Here is a 15,260-nt window from a genome sequence, read left to right as displayed (position 1 = left end):
GCATTTTTAAGTATTTCCTCCATCCATGGAGGTCATCCAAAATTAGAATGAAGCACTTAATGTAGTGTGAACCCAATTTTTAAGACTTGCATCGCGAGTCCAGCTTTTCAAATTTACCAAATTTGTCTGGAAACCATAGAGCTGTGGTCCCACCTGAATCCATTCCGAACTCAGAAGTGAAACACAGTATCGCCGATGGTAGTGTGGGGTCTCCCCATGTGAGAGTAGGTCATTTCCAGGCGCCAAATAACGAGAAAGCCCGCTACGATGTAGCGGGCTTTTTTGCGTTTGGAATTTCTTAGCGGGAATATTTAGCGATTAAGGCGTTTACGTCATGGATTAAGTCGCTATTTTTTATCTGAGGTATGGTGCCTAGGCTGTCAGATTTTGGTTTGATAATGGCGATCTTCTTCCCTTGAGGGGAAACTAAGGCGAATGAGGCGCTGTGATCCACCTGATAGTCTGGTCCGCTTCCTATCATGGAGTAAACGAAACCTAAACTTCGAGTCACTGGAAGCAGTTGGCTATGCTCTCCCGTTACCGCGGTAAACTCAGAATTAAAGAACTGGATATAGTTTTCCAGCTTTTCCTTTGAATCCCTTTGAGGATCGACCGATAGAAAAATCACTTGTAGTTCATTTTCTTTGCTTAACTTTGAGTAGGCAGAGCTCAGCTTTCCCATGGTGGTTGGGCAAACATCTGGGCACGAAGTGTAGCCGATAAAAAATAGACTCCACTTACCCAAGAGTTCGGCATTGGTAAAGTTATTGCCTTGTTGATCGGTCAAGATAAATGGCGCTAGGGGTTGTGGCGTTGGATACTCAAAACTTGTTTGCAGCACAAGCTGTTTGTCTTGATTGAGCTGCAAACTTGCGTACACGCCTGCAGCCATGAGTAATGCCGCTGCAATTATCCACGGGAGTTTCATACTAAATCCCCTTCAGTTAAGCCCATAAGTAATGGTCGACCAGCAGTGCGATAAAAAGCAACATCAGGTGGTAGATTGAGAACTTAAATACCTTCATTGCCATGCCTGATTGTTCATGGAATTTGAGCTGCCAAGCCTTATAGATAAAGCCCGCGCTGAGCATGGTAGAGCTCACTAGGTAAAGTGGGCCGCACATACCGACGAGTACTGGTAATAAGCAAGCTATGGCAAGTAGTACTGTGTAAAGAAAGATACAGGTCTTGGTAAACTCAACCCCGTGGGTGACGGGTAACATAGGGATATCGACTTTGGCATATTCGGCTTTGCGATGAATAGCTAGAGCCCAGAAATGTGGCGGCGTCCAGGCAAAGATAATGATCACCAGTAGCAGAGCATTACCATGAAACTCTCCCGTGACAGCTGTCCAGCCTAGTAAAGGTGGCATGGCACCGGCCAAGCCTCCAACAACGATGTTTTGTGGTGTCGCACGCTTCAAGTAAGCGGTATAGATAACGGCATAACCGATTAAACTCGCAAAAGTAAGCCATGCCGTTAGTGGATTGACTAAAGCGTAGAGGATGACAAAACCTAGTACGCCGAGCAAAGAGGCAAATGTCAGAGCTTTAGCTATGGATACCCGCCCTTTAGGTAGCGGTCGGTTATACGTTCTTGCCATGAGAGCATCAATTCGGCGATCGATCAGGTGATTATAGGCAGCGGCGGAACCTGCCATCATGCCTATTCCGACCATGCCAGCAATCAAGGGCTGAACTGGCACAGCACCTGGGACGGCTAAACACATGCCCACCAATACGGTGAGTAGCATCAGTGCAACGACCTTAGGCTTGGTCATCTCATAGTAGGCGCGCCATTGAATTAGTGGTGTTGATGGGCTACTTGAAAGTGCGATGGGTTTTGGCATAAGAGACACCTCGCTATGCTTTACGCCATAGGGCGTAGTTAATAAACACTAAGGTCAGCAGCAATAAGGCTGCGCCAGCGTTATGGGACACCGCGATACCTAGGGGAAGGTGTAGAACAACATTTGAGATCCCAAGTATCACTTGAACGACAACGAGTACAGCGAGTAGCCAAGCTGCATTACGTATCGTGGTTGATTTGGCGCTGCTAATGAGTTTAAAGGCCAAGTACAGCAACATCACACTAGTGATAACAGCACCTATACGATGAGCAACGTGGATGGTCATTCTCGCGGGGTAGTCTAGTACCCCAAACTCAAAGCTTGCATGATCGCCTTGAAAGGGCGAGAAGGCCTTAGCAAAATTTAGGTTATCTACCCAATTACCCTCACAAAAAGGCAAAGAGGTGCAAGCTAATGCCGCATAGTTTGATGAGGTCCAGCCACCTAAGATAATTTGCAATAAAAGCACGCCAATGCAGATAGCGGCAAAGCTGGCTAATTTACGTGCAGGCAGGTCGCCACCAGGAATGCGCAATGGTTTGCTACGCAAATAGAGCAGTAATAGCAATGAGAGTAGTGCGAAGCCGCCCAATAAATGAGCCATGACGATAATGGGCATCAACTTCATAGTGACGGTCCACATGCCCAGTGCGGCTTGAAAGATAATAAGCGCTGCGATAAACATAGGCAGCTTCTTTGGGGCATCGCGAGATTTTAGGCTCAGCACTAAAATGAGCAAAACCAGTAAACCTAATGTACCGGCAATATAACGGTGGATCATCTCTAGCCAGGCCTTCTCTGTCTCTACCGTATGTTCTGGAAAAGCTTGCTGAACTTGATTTAATTCGTGCTCTGCAGTCGGTACCTTTAGCATGCCATAACAACCGGGCCAGTCCGGACAGCCAAGCCCCGCATCAGAAAGGCGTGTGTATGCACCCATTAAAATCACGCACAGAGTGAACACTAGAGTGATCTTCAATAACGACTTAATCTGCATATTTAAATGCCTCCTTAGCCAATTCTAGATAGCTTAAGTAACTTTCGAAGATCGGCGACTAAGGCTTTTCCCTGCATGATCTGTGCTTGGTGATCTTCCGCAACGGGATAGCTCATCACTAAATTGCCGAGTGGATCGATAATGACAAGCTGTTGCTGGTTGAGTTGCTGGCTAAGTTGCTGTGAGGGTCTCGCGGTAATCATGTCAAAGTTCGCTAACGCAGATGTGTCACTGTGCTCGTCAACCATCACTATGGTACTCACTCTGTCTTGATTGCGACCTAGGGCTGTATGACTTTGCTGTAAAATATAGAGTCGATCTTGGCAAACGGCACCGCAGTGACTGGGGAGGAGGTAAATAAGTTGCCACTCGCGTGGTTTAGGGTTTTCCATTTTAAGGCTGTGGTAACTGGCATTATTAGCCAGCAGTTGCCCTTTATTGGTTACGCCACCCTTGTAAAGGTCGAAACTGAGGACAAGCTTGGCAGCGACCACTGGTAGAATAAAAGCCAGTAATAATAAGATGAGTGTTTTGTTGCCGTTCTTTTTGGGGGAGTTCATCCCATCTCCTCTAATCTTGCTTCGCCTTGACGATCAAACGTATTGTTCATCAAGTATGTCGATTTCACTGAAAGCAAATCTCGGTGCTAGCAATGTATGAATATTTATCTCATTCAATGATTATTAAGTTCCCCTTAACGGCTAGGGAGCTTAATTTCTAACCTACAGCGTCTGATCCACCTTAGCAATAGGCTTAATGATTTACTTATTATCTCTTTGTTTTATCTTCTTAAAAAATAAATATCCCATGATTAAGCTGAATACAGCCGCCATTGAAAACCATTGCACTGCATAGCCTTGATGTTTCTGTGACGACAATGGAATGGGCTGCCAGGGGTGAGGATAATCGCTATTAGGCACACTGTTTGGCTGCAGCACAAAGTTAGCCAGCGGACGTTTGAGCAATGCTGATAGCTGCGCAATATTTAGATTCTGAACTCTTTTAGGCCAACCCGGTTCAGCCATTAAGTCAAAACTCATGGGATTTAGCTGCTTCTGATATACCCGTCCTGCTAATCGAGATGGATTTTGAATCGGGGTGATTTTAGGGAGTTGCCTGCGATCCAAACTTGCAGGAACAAAGCCAAGCTCAACTAGTAGCCATGGCTTAGACTCATCAACCTGCAACGCCTGTAGAGCCAAGTAGCCAACTCTGCCTTGATAAACTTGATTATCGAGTAGGAAAACATCTTGTGATACTGGCGTAACCGCAGTCGCTAACTTAAAGCCTGTTACTGCTTCTTGCTTTGAGAGTTCGACAATTTGCGAGAAGCTAAAGGTTGCTGCTGACTGCCTAAGGTTGAGTGTCTGCTGTAAATTGGCTTTGTACTGGGCTCGTTCTAGCTGCCAAAAGCCTAACTTGACCAAAATCGAAAACACCATCACAGTAGAAAGCACTATAAACAACCAAGCAAGATTTAACCTAACGCGAGGATGCGCCATGTCTGCTTTGTTTATCTTTAAGTTGGTCTTAGTACTGCTACTGCTATTCATACTGTTTAATTTAGGCCGTGCTCTATGGATTTTGGTTAAAGGAGAAACCAACGTGCCCATGAGTCAGTATCTAGGCCGTCGGGTCATCTTTTCTGTGTTAGTCGTGGTCTTACTGCTATTGGTATTGGGCACTGGGGTTATTACACCTAACCCCAGGCCTTACTAGTGACTGCAGTACTCTAAATTGTTAGAGCACATACACGAAAATAAATAGGCATAGCCAGACCACGTCAACAAAGTGCCAATACCAACTACCCGCTTGAAAAGCAAAGTGTTTATCTGGGGTGAAATGCCCCTTCAGCACTCTTACAAACAACACCATTAGAAATACTGTGCCTAAGGTTACATGCATGCCATGAAATCCTGTTAGTAGGAAGAAGGTATTGCCATACACGCCGGAGTCGAGCGTTAGCCCCATCTCTTGGTAGGCATGGATATACTCTTCAACTTGTAAAAACAGGAACGCGACACCTAATAAAATGGTGATAGCCAGCCAAGCGGTTAGTGCGGTGCGTTTGTTTTTTTCTAACCCCACATGAGCAAAATGCAGCGTCACCGAAGAGGTAAGAAGAATAATAGTGTTGTATAGCGGTAAGCCATCCCAAGGCATAGCTTGGGTAAGGCTACCGTCTGGTGTCGTAAGTAGTGGCCAAACGGCTTCAAATGTTGGCCATAATACTTCGTGGGTCATGGCATTGTTTGAAGCTCCGCCGAGCCAAGGTACTGCAATCATTCGGGCATAAAATAGTGCGCCGAAAAATGCGGCGAAGAACATCACTTCGGAGAAGATAAACCAGCTCATTCCTTGCCTAAACGAACGGTCCATCTGTTTTGAATACAGTCCTGACATTGACTCGGCAATAACGGTTCTAAACCAGCCAAAAATCATAAAGGTAATAACGGCGATCCCAACAAGCAGGATATAACCACCATTGCCGCCATCAGTTTGAAGTTGTGAAACATAACTACCAGCGCCAAAGGCGATAAGAAATAGTCCTATTGCCCCGATGATGGGCCATGCGCTTTGCTCTGGAACGTAATAATTTTCGTGTTTGTTTTCAGTTGTCATCATGCAGCTCCTTGCTCTTTAGCATGCTTAATTACAACAGCTTTAGTCACAGCAGCGTCTTTGTTGCTAGAGTCGTTCTCGTCTATATATTGGGTTGTCATTGCTCGGCTCCTTGCTCCACAGCATTGCTGGCGATATCTGTGACATAGCCTTTATCGGTGATGTTGTAGAGGGTATAAGAGAGGGTCAAGGTTGATATGGATTCCGGTAATTGCGGATCCACAAAAAATATAAGTGGTAGATCGGCTGCAGCATTAGCCTTTAGCACCTGCTGATTGAAGCAGAAACACTCCGTCTTATTGAAATAGGCTGCCCCTTGTCCAGGAGAGACCGATGGAATAGCTTGGCCGACAATGTGCTGTCCAGACATATTAGTGGCGACGAAGTGTGTGCGAATAAGCTCGCCTGGGTGCACTTGCATCGTGTTGACCTGGGGCGTGAATGTCCAAGGCATATCACTTTGCACTTGCGACACAAACTCAACGGTTACGGTTCTGCTTTCATCTACCATGACAGGCTGATAAACACTGGCGGTACTTTGGGTTTTACCATTAATACCTAGTGCATCGCATAGCACGTCATATAAAGGAACAAGCGCAAATCCAAAGCCAAACATACCCACTGCGCTAATAATTAGCACTATGATAAGCTGCCTATTGGACTTGTGCTGTAACTTTGACATCGCTATTTTACCTCGGGTGGGGTGCTGAACGAGTGATAAGGAGCAGGGCTGGCGATAGTCCACTCTAGTCCTTCAGAGCCTTCCCACGGTTTCGCTGGCGCCTTTTCACCACCGCGAATGCACTTAATCACCACAGCTAAAAAGATTAGCTGAGAAAGGCCAAAGGCAAATCCACCGATCGACACAATCTGATTAACATCTGCAAACTGGATAGCGTAATCAGGGATCCGCCTCGGCATGCCCGCTAACCCTAAGAAGTGCATCGGGAAGAACAGCACATTGACCGAAATGACAGAGCACCAGAAATGCCAACGCCCAAGCGTTTCGCTGTACATGTGGCCAGTCCATTTAGGCAGCCAATAATAGGCTCCAGCCATGATGGAGAATACCGCGCCAGAGACCAAAACGTAGTGGAAGTGAGCCACTACGAAGTAGGTATCGTGGTATTGAAAATCGACAGGGGTAATTGCCAGCATAAGCCCTGAGAACCCGCCGATGGTAAACAGGATGATGAAGGCAATAGAGAATAGCATAGGGGTTTCAAAGGTGATGGAACCTCTCCACATAGTAGCGACCCAGTTAAACACTTTCACCCCAGTTGGTACCGCAATCAACATGGTGCAATACATAAAAAACAGCTCGGCAAATACAGGCATGCCAGTGGTAAACATGTGATGTGCCCAGACTAAGAACGACAAGATGGCGATACTAGCTGTGGCATAGACCATAGAGGAGTAACCGAAGAGTCGCTTGCGGCTAAAGGCGGGCACAATGGCCGAGATGATGCCGAACGAGGGGAGGATCATGATGTACACCTCTGGATGGCCAAAGAACCAGAAGATATGCTGGAACATCACAGGATCGCCGCCGCCTGCTGCATCGAAAAAGCTAGTGCCGAAATACTTATCGGTCAGCACCATGGTAACCACCCCTGCTAAAACTGGCATCACTGCGATGAGCAGGAAGGCAGTGATTAACCAGGTCCATACAAACAGCGGAAGCTTCATCCAAGTCATCCCTGGAGCTCGCATATTAACGATTGTCACGATCACATTAATCGCGCCCATGATGGAGCTTATCCCCATAATGTGTACTGAAAATACAAATAACGCAGTGCTGTCAGGGCTATAAGTGGTCGACAATGGCGCATAGAAGGTCCAGCCGAAGTTAGGTGCACCACCCTCCATAAATAGCGAGCTGAGGAGAATCGAAAAAGCGAATGGTAAGATCCAGAAACTCCAATTGTTCATACGGGGGAGTGCCATGTCTGGCGCACCAATCATCATTGGGATCAACCAGTTAGCTAAGCCTGTAAAGGCGGGCATGACGGCACCAAATACCATGATTAAACCGTGAACCGTGGTCATCTGGTTAAAGAAGTTCGGTTCGACAAGCTGCAAACCGGGTTGAAACAGCTCCGCACGGATCACCATTGCCATGGCACCACCCGTTAGGAACATAATGAAGCTAAACCATAGATAGAGAGTACCGATATCTTTATGGTTCGTAGTTAAAAGCCAGCGCATAATGCCTTTCGGTGCCCCATGATGGTGGTCATCATGGTGATCGTCGTGAGCGGCTGGTGAGTCTTGTGTAATTGTGCTCATTTGATTCCCTTACTTTCCGTGACCATCGACATCGGTTGCCTGCACTGCATCACCTGAATTATTGCCCCAAGCATTACGCTCATAGGTGATGACAGCTGCAATCTCTTGAGGAGTGAGTTGGTTAGCAAATGCTTGCATTGCGGTGCCCGGCTTACCATTGATCACGACCTCAAGATGGTCAGCAACCGGACCAGTAATGACAGGGCTTTTAATCAGTGACGGAAAGGCGCCTGGAATACCTGCACCAGAGGCCTGATGGCAAGCCACGCAGCTAGTCATATAGACTCTTTCACCCATGGTCATTAGCTCTTTCATCGATAAGTCATCTAACGAAGCCGTTGGCGCATCACTAGCTTTAATCGCGACTTCAGTTATTTCTGCCACAGACGTTACCGCTTCCGATTCAGCTTCGGGAAGCGTTGCGGGTAATGTGGCAGGTGTCGTAGCTTCAGAGCTGGTGGACGCACTGCCACTCACATCCGCTGCTTGTACAGCATCGCCAGAGTTATTGCCCCAAGCATTACGTTCATAAGTCACCACTGCGGCAATTTCAGTTGCAGTAAGCTGTTTTGCAAAGGCTTGCATTGCCGTACCGGCTTTACCGTTTAAGACAATATCAACATGCCCTGCAACGGAACCTTTGATCATTGGGCTGCCAATTAGCGAGGGGAATACACCTGGTAGGCCTGCACCATTGGGCTGGTGGCAGGCCGCACAGCGAGCAAGGTAGACTTGTTCGCCTTGAGCCATCAACTCTTCCATGGTTAAGGTTTGCGATAGTGCAGCCTCTGCCGCTGCGGCTGCATTGCTTGCTTCTTGTTGCTGGGCTATGAGCCAAGCATCAAAGTCTTCTTCCGACAGCGCCTCTACGACAATCGGCATAAAGCCGTGGTCTTTACCGCAGAGTTCGGCGCATTGGCCTCGATAGGTGCCTGGCTTGTCGATACGAGTCCAAGCTTCATTGATAAAGCCTGGATTAGCATCCTTTTTGACGGCGAAGGCGGGTACCCACCAAGAGTGAATAACATCTTCAGAAGTCATCAAGAAGCGAACCTTGCGATTGATAGGCAATACTAGCGGCTTATCCACTTCTAAAAGGTAATGCTCGCCCTTGGCTTCAGAGCCTTCTATCTGCTCACGTGGGGTGGACATTAAGCTATAAAACTCAACATCTTGATCGAAATAGCTGTAATGCCACTTCCACTGTGAGCCAGTGACCTTGATAGTGAGATCGGCGTTACTGGGATCTTCCATTGCAATTAAAGTCTTAGTTGCCGGAATAGCCATGGCGATCAGAATGATGAAAGGAACCAGAGTCCAAAGGATCTCGACTTTAGTACTTTCGTGGAAATTGGCGGCAACGGCGCCTTTAGATTTACGGTGATAGATCATGGCATAAAACATAACGCCAAAAACCAAGATACCAATAACACAACAGATGTAGAGAATAATCATATGTAGGCTGTAAACCCGACCACTGATCTCTGTTACACCCTCGGTCATATTGAGTGGCATTTCGGATGCAAAAAGCACGGGCGAAAATAGCAGCGCCAGTACACTATACAACAATTGCTTCACTAGACTTCTCCTCTGTCAACAAGACAAAGAAGAGTCACACAGTAAGTCTCTGCTCTATGTAAACTCTTCAGTTCCCAAAAAAGCAACGATGACTTCAAAGTGCACGAGTGGCTTGCCAATCGAGTCGCGATAACTACTATCGGGACAATGGCTATTGTATTTCAGTGTTCTTCACTCTTGGTGTAACCACGTTGGCACTTACGGCTGAAATATATCAGGCCGATCTTAGTCTACGCTTCCGGTTGGGGTTTAATCCGCGGAGCCAGACCAACGACTAAATCGCTCGGATATAACAAAATATCGTTGTTATTACGTATTAACCTACTTGCTGAACGAAAATTGATCAAGATCACTTTTTGAATCATTTGTTTATTATAGGCAAAAAAAAAGCTCTCGATTGAGAGCTTTAGGTTTTTAGTGAAGAAATAATATATTAGAAAGGTGGGCTAACAGTTTCGTTAGTGAACGGCAGCAAATAGCGTGGTTTGGCTTAAAGCGCTATCCTGCATATTTATAGTGCTAGTGGTTAAGTGAGCGTTGGTATTTTCACTCGCGCTCTCAATAACTATGCCAGCAGCACGGGCGCTTTTAGCAACAAGTTGTAGGCGTCGAGTATCGCGTGCATCTAATGAATTCGTCCAAGTGATCACCGCACTCGATGTACCACTGGTTAACGCTTTTTCCATCGCCCAAAGTGTTTCCACTTCATCTTTAGCATGAACCAATAAAATTCTGTCCATTCTTACACCAGCGGCTGCTAGCATCTGTTTGTAACCAATATTAGGAGGGCTGATGAGCACAATCCAGCGGCCTTGTTGGCTTAGCTGCGAAAGTTGAGCGCTGATCTGTGTTAGTTCATCACGGCCTTGAGTTTCCGTCACCATAGTGGTGATCTCATTACCAGAACTTGCGCCCATGCTCGTTGACGGTATGTCTTGCCAAAGCCCCGGGTGACGCGGGCTAACTCCTAATAGTTTATTCATTGCCAGTCTCCATTACGGATCACACCAACGGCTAAACCTTCAATACTTAAGCTTTGGTTTGCTAGATCCACTTCAATTGCTGAATATTCTTCGTTTTCTGCGTGAAGAAAAACTTTATTACCCTTTTTCTCGAAACGCTTAACGGTAACGTCGTCTTCGACGCGAGCAACAACGATTTGACCGTTACGAGCCTGCTCAATCTTATGCACAGCTAACAGATCACCCTCGAGAATACCGATATTCTTCATACTGTCACCGCGAACTCTCAGCAGAAAGTCTGCTGATGGACGGAACATGGCAGGGTCGACCTGATAATGTTGCTCAACATGCTCTTGGGCTAAGATAGGTTCCCCGGCAGCGACTTGGCCGATGAGTGGTAAGCCTAAATCTTCCTCTTCGGTATCTTCTTGGGTCAACTTAATGCCACGAGAGGTACCAGGCATAATTTCGATGCAACCTTTCTTAGCTAATGCTTTTAAGTGCTCTTCGGCTGCATTTGCTGACTTAAAGCCTAAACGTCTTGCGATCTCGGCGCGGGTTGGTGGCATGCCTGTGTCTGCGATGTTGCGCTTAATTAGGTCTAAAATTTCAGCTTGGCGCGGTGTAAGTGGTCTCATTGTTAACCCTGTCTTTCTATACAGTACCTGTCAGTATATACAGTAATTTTATGAGTGCAAGTAATAACCAGATATAACTTTTTCTGAGTTGTGGCATCCAGTTAAAAATTGAAAAATCCGACAAGGTTAAATTCATCTTTTTCTGGCTTGATGTTTATGTAAGAACAATAAAAATTTAGATTTTTTAAACTAGGCTATTATTAACTCAATTCGTTTTATGTGAGCAGCGCTATGAGTCGATTAGCTAGCGATAATTCTGCTTTAAGTCCTATGAAGTCGGTTCCACTTTGGCTGGCTAATGCTGTGATATTGTCGGTGGCTCTGACTGCCTCCGCTACCGCCTCCGATAGGGCTAAACCTACAGAAAGCGCAGCTCAGCTTTCCACGCAAGACTTGATTCAAGATCCTACTCAAGATTTTGACCAAGCCTCCAATCAAGAGTCCGCTCAAGAGATGATCCAAAAAGCGATGGACAATTGGCGCGGGCTGACCTCTTCGAGTCAGTTAACAATGGTGATCCATCGTCCCGACTGGGAACGCTCGATGACAGTGCAGGGCTGGACTCAGGGAGATAAGCAATCATTGGTCAGGGTTACCGAGCCAAAGGTCGATTCGGGTAATGCCTTTCTTATCCTTGATAAACAGATGTGGAGTTATTCGCCGAAGATTAATCGGGTGATAAAGGTCCCATCGTCGATGATGAATCAGAGCTGGATGGGCAGCGATTTTTCCAATAAAGATGTTAGTCGTACCACTGAGCTTCTCGATGATTACTCACACCAATTAATTGCAACTTCAGAGCTTGATGGCCACAGGCTATATACCATCGAGTCGATTCCCCATGAGTCGGCGCCTGTGGTGTGGGGCAAGCAGGTCAGCGTACTTAGGGGGGACTGGGTGATGTTGCGTCAGGAGTTCTGGGATCAAGATAACAAGCTGGTAAAAGCCATGGAGTGTAGTGATATCGAACCTGTTGGTCATCGAAGCGTTGCCATGCGTTGCCGTATGTCACAAGTTGAGAACGCCGGAGAGTGGACCGAGATCCGCAATCAGAACGTACGCTTCGACATTACTCTGCCCAGCTATATGTTCACGCTTTCCAACTTGAGAAATCCACGCTGATGAGTGGCCAAATTTTATTGGCGTGGCGAAGCCTTTGGCAACATAAGCGTCGTACTTGGCTGACCCTTGGTGCGATGATTTTTTGTAATACTCTGCTGGTGTTTATGATCACTCTTCAAGCAGGCACTTACCCAATGATGCTCGAAAACACCCTGAGGATCTTTTCCAGCCAGTTGCAGATCAACCAGCAGGGTTATCTGGATGAACCTGAGCTGCGTAAACGCATTCTCGATAGTAGTGATTTAGTCGCAAGGTTAGAGCAAGAGTTTCCAGAGCTCGATGTGATCCCCCGTAGCAACGGTTTTTTATTGGCTGCCAGCGAGCAGCGAAGTGTTGGGATCTTGGTCAACGGCGTAGTCCCTGATAAGGAGCGTCTGGCTTCGATCATTCCGCAACAGATCACTTTCGGTCATTACCTAGAAGGGGGCGATAATAACCAAGTCATTCTAGGGGAGCGCCTTGCTAAAAATTTACAGGTGACGGTTGGCGATGAACTCACTGTGATGGGCTCTACCATGCAAGGGGGATTTGCTGCAGGGGTATTGTCGGTGGTTGGGATCTTCAGCACAGGCATAAATGAGTTGGATCGGACAACGTCTCAAGTCTCTTTAGCCACCTTTCAGCGGCTCTTTGAGATGCCCAATCAAGTCTCTCTATTGAGTATCAACGCGCCTTCTATGTCGCAAGTGAGCTTTTATCAGCAGCAACTGCAAACTCAGTTGCCAACCTATTTGCAAACAGGGGAGCAGTTAACCGTGCATGACTGGCAGCAGCTCAACCCTGGGATCAAGCAGGGGATTGAAGCGGATCTATCCAGTGCCGTCATCATGTATGCGGTGTTGGTGTTACTGGTGATCTTGGGAGTGATGAATACCCAGCTGATGGCCGTATTAGAGCGAACTAAGGAGTTTGGCATCATGCTGGCCATTGGCTCGAAACCGAGTCGGCTATTTACACAGGTATTAGTTGAAACCTTTATGATGGGCATCATAGGCATGTTGCTCGGTGCGCTGTTGGGGGGCGTTGTCGCGGGTTACTTTAGCCAAGTGGGCATAGCGCTACCGGGCATGGGAGATATCGGGGCGCAATTTGGTATAGGCGATCGAATCTATCCATTGTTATCGCCGCTTTCAGTGCTGATTGGCCCTGCGGTGGTTTGTGTGGGTTCGGTGTTGGTCTCTATCTATCCAGCGCTTAAAACTTTAGGTCTTGAGCCCATTAGTGCGATGCAGAGTAAGTAATATGGGGCACATCTTTAATCCAGTTCTATTTGTTTTGGCGTGGCGCAATCTTTGGCGTAACGGCAGGCGCACCCTTATTCTGCTGTTAGCGGTCAGCTTTGGTGTCTGGTCTATGATCGTGGTTTCGGCATTTTTGCGCGGCATGGTCGATGGCATGAATCAGATCTCGTTAAATAATCTGCCGGGAGAGATCCAGCTTCATCAGCGTGATTTTCTCAATGATCAGAATGTAATGAATCATATTCCTGAGCCAGCAGATGCCTTGCTGCAGCAACTTAATCAACCTTGGATAAGCCAGTGGGCCTCTAGGGTCCGCTCTCCGGTGATGATCGCCAGTGAGCGCGTGACACTGGGATCACAATTAATTGCTATTGCGCCGCAGCAAGAGCCTTTTACCGTCAGTGAACTTGAGCTGGTGGCGGGACGAATGCTTAAGGACGGTGAGGATAGTGGCATCATAATTGGCCAAAAAATGGCAACTCGCCTTAAGACGGAGCTTAATAAGCGAGTGGTGATTACATTGCAGGATGTGGAGAATGAGATCGCCGAATCTGGAGTGCGTGTCGTTGGGATCTATCACAAACCGACGGAGCAGGAGGAGTTAGCGACTATCTACACGGGTAAGGGCTTTATCCAAAAGCTGCTAAATATGCCAACAAAGGTGACCGAAATTGCGGTGTTTACCGATGGCGAGCAGCCGTTAGAGTCGGTGGTTTCGAGTCTTCAAGGCGCTGTCGATGATGGTTATGACATTGCGACTTGGCGGCAACTCAATGGCTATCTCGCGGCCATATCAGACTTGATGAATAGCTATATCATTATCTTTATCGTGATTGTTTTTTGTGTGCTCGGTTTTGGCTTGGCCAACACTCTATTGATGTCGATATTTGAGCGTCAGCAGGAGATAGGTTTGATTTTGGCGCTGGGATTACAGTCGAAGGCGGTGATTGTGATGATTGTGATAGAGGCGGTCTTGCTACTGATAGCCGGCTTGATTTTCGGCGATACACTGGCACTGCTTACCACCAACGCCTTGTCGGCGGGAGTTGACCTCTCCTCCATCGCCGATGGGCTGGCTATGGCTGGTATGGATACCACCTTATACCCAGTGGTCTACAGCCACGACGTTGTCGCGGCAAATATTATCGTTATGACGCTGGGAGTTATCACTAGTTTATGGCCGGCGATGAAGGCGGCACGCTCTAATCCCATTGAATCGATTAATACCGCAGCTTAGGTTAGCCAAACATAAGAGATAAGAAGGTAATCTATGAGCAACATAGTTTGTAAGGAACTCGTCAAAACATTCCAGCAGGGTGATCAGACAATCTATGGTTTAAATCATGTTTCATTAACGATTGAGCAGGGGGAAATGACGGTATTGTCAGGCCCTTCTGGCTCAGGCAAAACCACCTTGCTCAATGCGATCGGGGGGCTAGATGAGCCTGATAGCGGCACTGTTTATGTTGGTGATGTTGAAATTACTGGGCTGACAAAGTCGCAACGGGCCGATGTTCGTTTGCAGCGGATAGGCTTTGTTTTTCAGGCCTATAACCTTATTCCAGTATTAACGGTACAGGAAAATGTTGAGTTCGTTATGCAGCTGCAGGGGATTTCGACATCTGAGCGCAGAAGACGTAGTCAAGAGATCTTATCCGAGGTGGGTCTGACAGGGCTTGAGGCGAGAAGGCCTGCGCAGCTTTCCGGTGGTCAACAACAGCGGGTGGCCGTTGCACGTGCCATCGCATCGAAGCCTGTGTTGATCTTAGCCGATGAGCCGACGGCTAACTTAGATAGCAAGACATCGGCTCAGTTATTGGAGCTGTTTACCCAGCTTAACCGTGAGCATGGCATTACATTTTTAATTGCTACTCATGATGCTCAGGTGTTTGCCTATTGTCGCCGTCATATCTATATGGTTGATGGGAAAATAGTTACCGACTCAAGGAGTTGAGACTGAA

Annotated in this window: 16 protein-coding genes and 1 rRNA gene; 6 read left to right on the top strand and 11 right to left on the bottom strand. The window is 47.1% G+C overall.

Going from position 1 to position 15,260, the window contains the following annotated elements; genetic code table 11:
* Positions 1 to 125: 125 nt before the first annotated feature.
* Positions 126 to 241 (top strand): 5S ribosomal RNA (gene rrf, locus L1D44_RS17785).
* A gap of 57 nt (positions 242 to 298) precedes the next feature.
* Here rrf and L1D44_RS17780 read toward each other — a convergent pair.
* The 5 genes from L1D44_RS17780 to L1D44_RS17760 form a co-directional block, all read right to left on the bottom strand.
* Complete coding sequence (locus tag L1D44_RS17780; RefSeq protein ID WP_239892656.1) at positions 299 to 928, bottom strand: SCO family protein; 630 nt, start codon at positions 926 to 928, stop codon at positions 299 to 301.
* 16 nt (positions 929 to 944) lie between these two features.
* Positions 945 to 1,850, bottom strand: coding sequence for a heme o synthase (gene cyoE / locus L1D44_RS17775; protein WP_239892655.1), 906 nt, complete (start codon positions 1,848 to 1,850; stop codon positions 945 to 947).
* Positions 1,851 to 1,863: 13 nt separating this feature from the next.
* Positions 1,864 to 2,847 carry a COX15/CtaA family protein gene (locus tag L1D44_RS17770; RefSeq protein ID WP_239892654.1) on the bottom strand — a complete coding sequence of 328 codons (984 nt, stop codon included), beginning with the start codon at positions 2,845 to 2,847 and terminating at the stop codon, positions 1,864 to 1,866.
* Between the two features lie 14 nt (positions 2,848 to 2,861).
* On the bottom strand, positions 2,862 to 3,407 hold the full coding sequence (locus L1D44_RS17765; RefSeq protein WP_239892653.1) for a hypothetical protein: 546 nt from the start codon (positions 3,405 to 3,407) through the stop codon (positions 2,862 to 2,864).
* A gap of 201 nt (positions 3,408 to 3,608) precedes the next feature.
* Positions 3,609 to 4,349 (bottom strand): SURF1 family protein, encoded by a 741-nt coding sequence (locus tag L1D44_RS17760; RefSeq protein WP_239892652.1) that lies wholly within the window; start codon positions 4,347 to 4,349, stop codon positions 3,609 to 3,611.
* Between L1D44_RS17760 and L1D44_RS17755 the strand changes: the two genes are divergently transcribed.
* Positions 4,348 to 4,566: a DUF2909 family protein gene (locus L1D44_RS17755; protein WP_239892651.1), complete on the top strand. Its 219-nt coding sequence runs from the start codon at positions 4,348 to 4,350 to the stop codon at positions 4,564 to 4,566. The genes L1D44_RS17760 and L1D44_RS17755 overlap by 2 nt on opposite strands.
* 21 nt (positions 4,567 to 4,587) lie before the next feature.
* Here the strand turns inward: L1D44_RS17755 and L1D44_RS17750 are convergent, their stop codons facing one another.
* The 6 genes from L1D44_RS17750 to lexA form a co-directional block, all read right to left on the bottom strand.
* On the bottom strand, positions 4,588 to 5,469 hold the full coding sequence (locus tag L1D44_RS17750; RefSeq protein WP_239892657.1) for a cytochrome c oxidase subunit 3: 882 nt from the start codon (positions 5,467 to 5,469) through the stop codon (positions 4,588 to 4,590).
* Between the two features lie 97 nt (positions 5,470 to 5,566).
* Positions 5,567 to 6,151 carry a cytochrome c oxidase assembly protein gene (locus L1D44_RS17745; RefSeq protein WP_239892650.1) on the bottom strand — a complete coding sequence of 195 codons (585 nt, stop codon included), beginning with the start codon at positions 6,149 to 6,151 and terminating at the stop codon, positions 5,567 to 5,569.
* A gap of 2 nt (positions 6,152 to 6,153) precedes the next feature.
* Positions 6,154 to 7,758, bottom strand: coding sequence for a cytochrome c oxidase subunit I (gene ctaD, locus L1D44_RS17740; protein ID WP_239892649.1), 1,605 nt, complete (start codon positions 7,756 to 7,758; stop codon positions 6,154 to 6,156).
* A gap of 9 nt (positions 7,759 to 7,767) precedes the next feature.
* Positions 7,768 to 9,336, bottom strand: a complete 1,569-nt coding sequence (coxB, locus tag L1D44_RS17735; RefSeq protein ID WP_239892648.1) for a cytochrome c oxidase subunit II — start codon at positions 9,334 to 9,336, stop codon at positions 7,768 to 7,770.
* Positions 9,337 to 9,794: 458 nt separating this feature from the next.
* Complete coding sequence (locus L1D44_RS17730) at positions 9,795 to 10,319, bottom strand: SulA-like leucine-rich domain-containing protein (protein ID WP_239892647.1); 525 nt, start codon at positions 10,317 to 10,319, stop codon at positions 9,795 to 9,797.
* Positions 10,316 to 10,936 carry a transcriptional repressor LexA gene (gene lexA / locus L1D44_RS17725; RefSeq protein WP_239892646.1) on the bottom strand — a complete coding sequence of 207 codons (621 nt, stop codon included), beginning with the start codon at positions 10,934 to 10,936 and terminating at the stop codon, positions 10,316 to 10,318. Before lexA ends, L1D44_RS17730 begins: the two co-directional genes overlap by 4 nt.
* Before the next feature lie 231 nt (positions 10,937 to 11,167).
* On the opposite strand from lexA, the gene L1D44_RS17720 reads away from it, so the two are divergent.
* From L1D44_RS17720 to L1D44_RS17705, 4 genes are read left to right on the top strand one after another with little or no spacing between them, the layout of a single operon-like run.
* Entirely contained in the window at positions 11,168 to 12,058 is an 891-nt protein-coding gene (locus L1D44_RS17720; protein ID WP_239892645.1) for an outer membrane lipoprotein-sorting protein, read from the top strand.
* On the top strand, positions 12,058 to 13,299 hold the full coding sequence (locus tag L1D44_RS17715) for an FtsX-like permease family protein (RefSeq protein WP_239892644.1): 1,242 nt from the start codon (positions 12,058 to 12,060) through the stop codon (positions 13,297 to 13,299). The genes L1D44_RS17720 and L1D44_RS17715 overlap by 1 nt, the downstream gene beginning before the upstream one ends.
* Before the next feature lies 1 nt (position 13,300).
* Positions 13,301 to 14,536 (top strand): ABC transporter permease, encoded by a 1,236-nt coding sequence (locus tag L1D44_RS17710; protein ID WP_239892643.1) that lies wholly within the window; start codon positions 13,301 to 13,303, stop codon positions 14,534 to 14,536.
* A 33-nt stretch (positions 14,537 to 14,569) separates the two neighbouring features.
* Positions 14,570 to 15,253, top strand: coding sequence for an ABC transporter ATP-binding protein (locus L1D44_RS17705; protein ID WP_239892642.1), 684 nt, complete (start codon positions 14,570 to 14,572; stop codon positions 15,251 to 15,253).
* Positions 15,254 to 15,260 lie beyond the last annotated feature (7 nt).

It is taken from the genome of Shewanella sp. Isolate13, assembly GCF_022398325.1.
Classification (GTDB): Bacteria; Pseudomonadota; Gammaproteobacteria; order Enterobacterales; family Shewanellaceae; genus Shewanella.
Note: the sequence above shows the minus strand (reverse complement) of the source record. Positions and strands in the feature narration are given on the sequence as shown.

Excerpts from the sequence above, each read along its gene's own strand:
- ctaD (WP_239892649.1), bottom strand. The coding sequence starts at position 7,758 with ATGAGCACAATTACACAAGACTCACCAGCCGCTCACGACGATCACCAT.
- L1D44_RS17705 (WP_239892642.1), top strand. The coding sequence starts at position 14,570 with ATGAGCAACATAGTTTGTAAGGAACTCGTCAAAACATTCCAGCAGGGT.
- lexA (WP_239892646.1), bottom strand. The coding sequence starts at position 10,936 with ATGAGACCACTTACACCGCGCCAAGCTGAAATTTTAGACCTAATTAAG.
- cyoE (WP_239892655.1), bottom strand. The coding sequence starts at position 1,850 with ATGCCAAAACCCATCGCACTTTCAAGTAGCCCATCAACACCACTAATT.
- L1D44_RS17750 (WP_239892657.1), bottom strand. The coding sequence starts at position 5,469 with ATGACAACTGAAAACAAACACGAAAATTATTACGTTCCAGAGCAAAGC.
- L1D44_RS17770 (WP_239892654.1), bottom strand. The coding sequence starts at position 2,847 with ATGCAGATTAAGTCGTTATTGAAGATCACTCTAGTGTTCACTCTGTGC.
- L1D44_RS17755 (WP_239892651.1), top strand. The coding sequence starts at position 4,348 with ATGTCTGCTTTGTTTATCTTTAAGTTGGTCTTAGTACTGCTACTGCTA.
- L1D44_RS17720 (WP_239892645.1), top strand. The coding sequence starts at position 11,168 with ATGAGTCGATTAGCTAGCGATAATTCTGCTTTAAGTCCTATGAAGTCG.
- L1D44_RS17730 (WP_239892647.1), bottom strand. The coding sequence starts at position 10,319 with ATGAATAAACTATTAGGAGTTAGCCCGCGTCACCCGGGGCTTTGGCAA.
- L1D44_RS17780 (WP_239892656.1), bottom strand. The coding sequence starts at position 928 with ATGAAACTCCCGTGGATAATTGCAGCGGCATTACTCATGGCTGCAGGC.
- L1D44_RS17715 (WP_239892644.1), top strand. The coding sequence starts at position 12,058 with ATGAGTGGCCAAATTTTATTGGCGTGGCGAAGCCTTTGGCAACATAAG.
- L1D44_RS17745 (WP_239892650.1), bottom strand. The coding sequence starts at position 6,151 with ATGTCAAAGTTACAGCACAAGTCCAATAGGCAGCTTATCATAGTGCTA.
- L1D44_RS17760 (WP_239892652.1), bottom strand. The coding sequence starts at position 4,349 with ATGGCGCATCCTCGCGTTAGGTTAAATCTTGCTTGGTTGTTTATAGTG.
- L1D44_RS17710 (WP_239892643.1), top strand. The coding sequence starts at position 13,301 with ATGGGGCACATCTTTAATCCAGTTCTATTTGTTTTGGCGTGGCGCAAT.
- L1D44_RS17765 (WP_239892653.1), bottom strand. The coding sequence starts at position 3,407 with ATGAACTCCCCCAAAAAGAACGGCAACAAAACACTCATCTTATTATTA.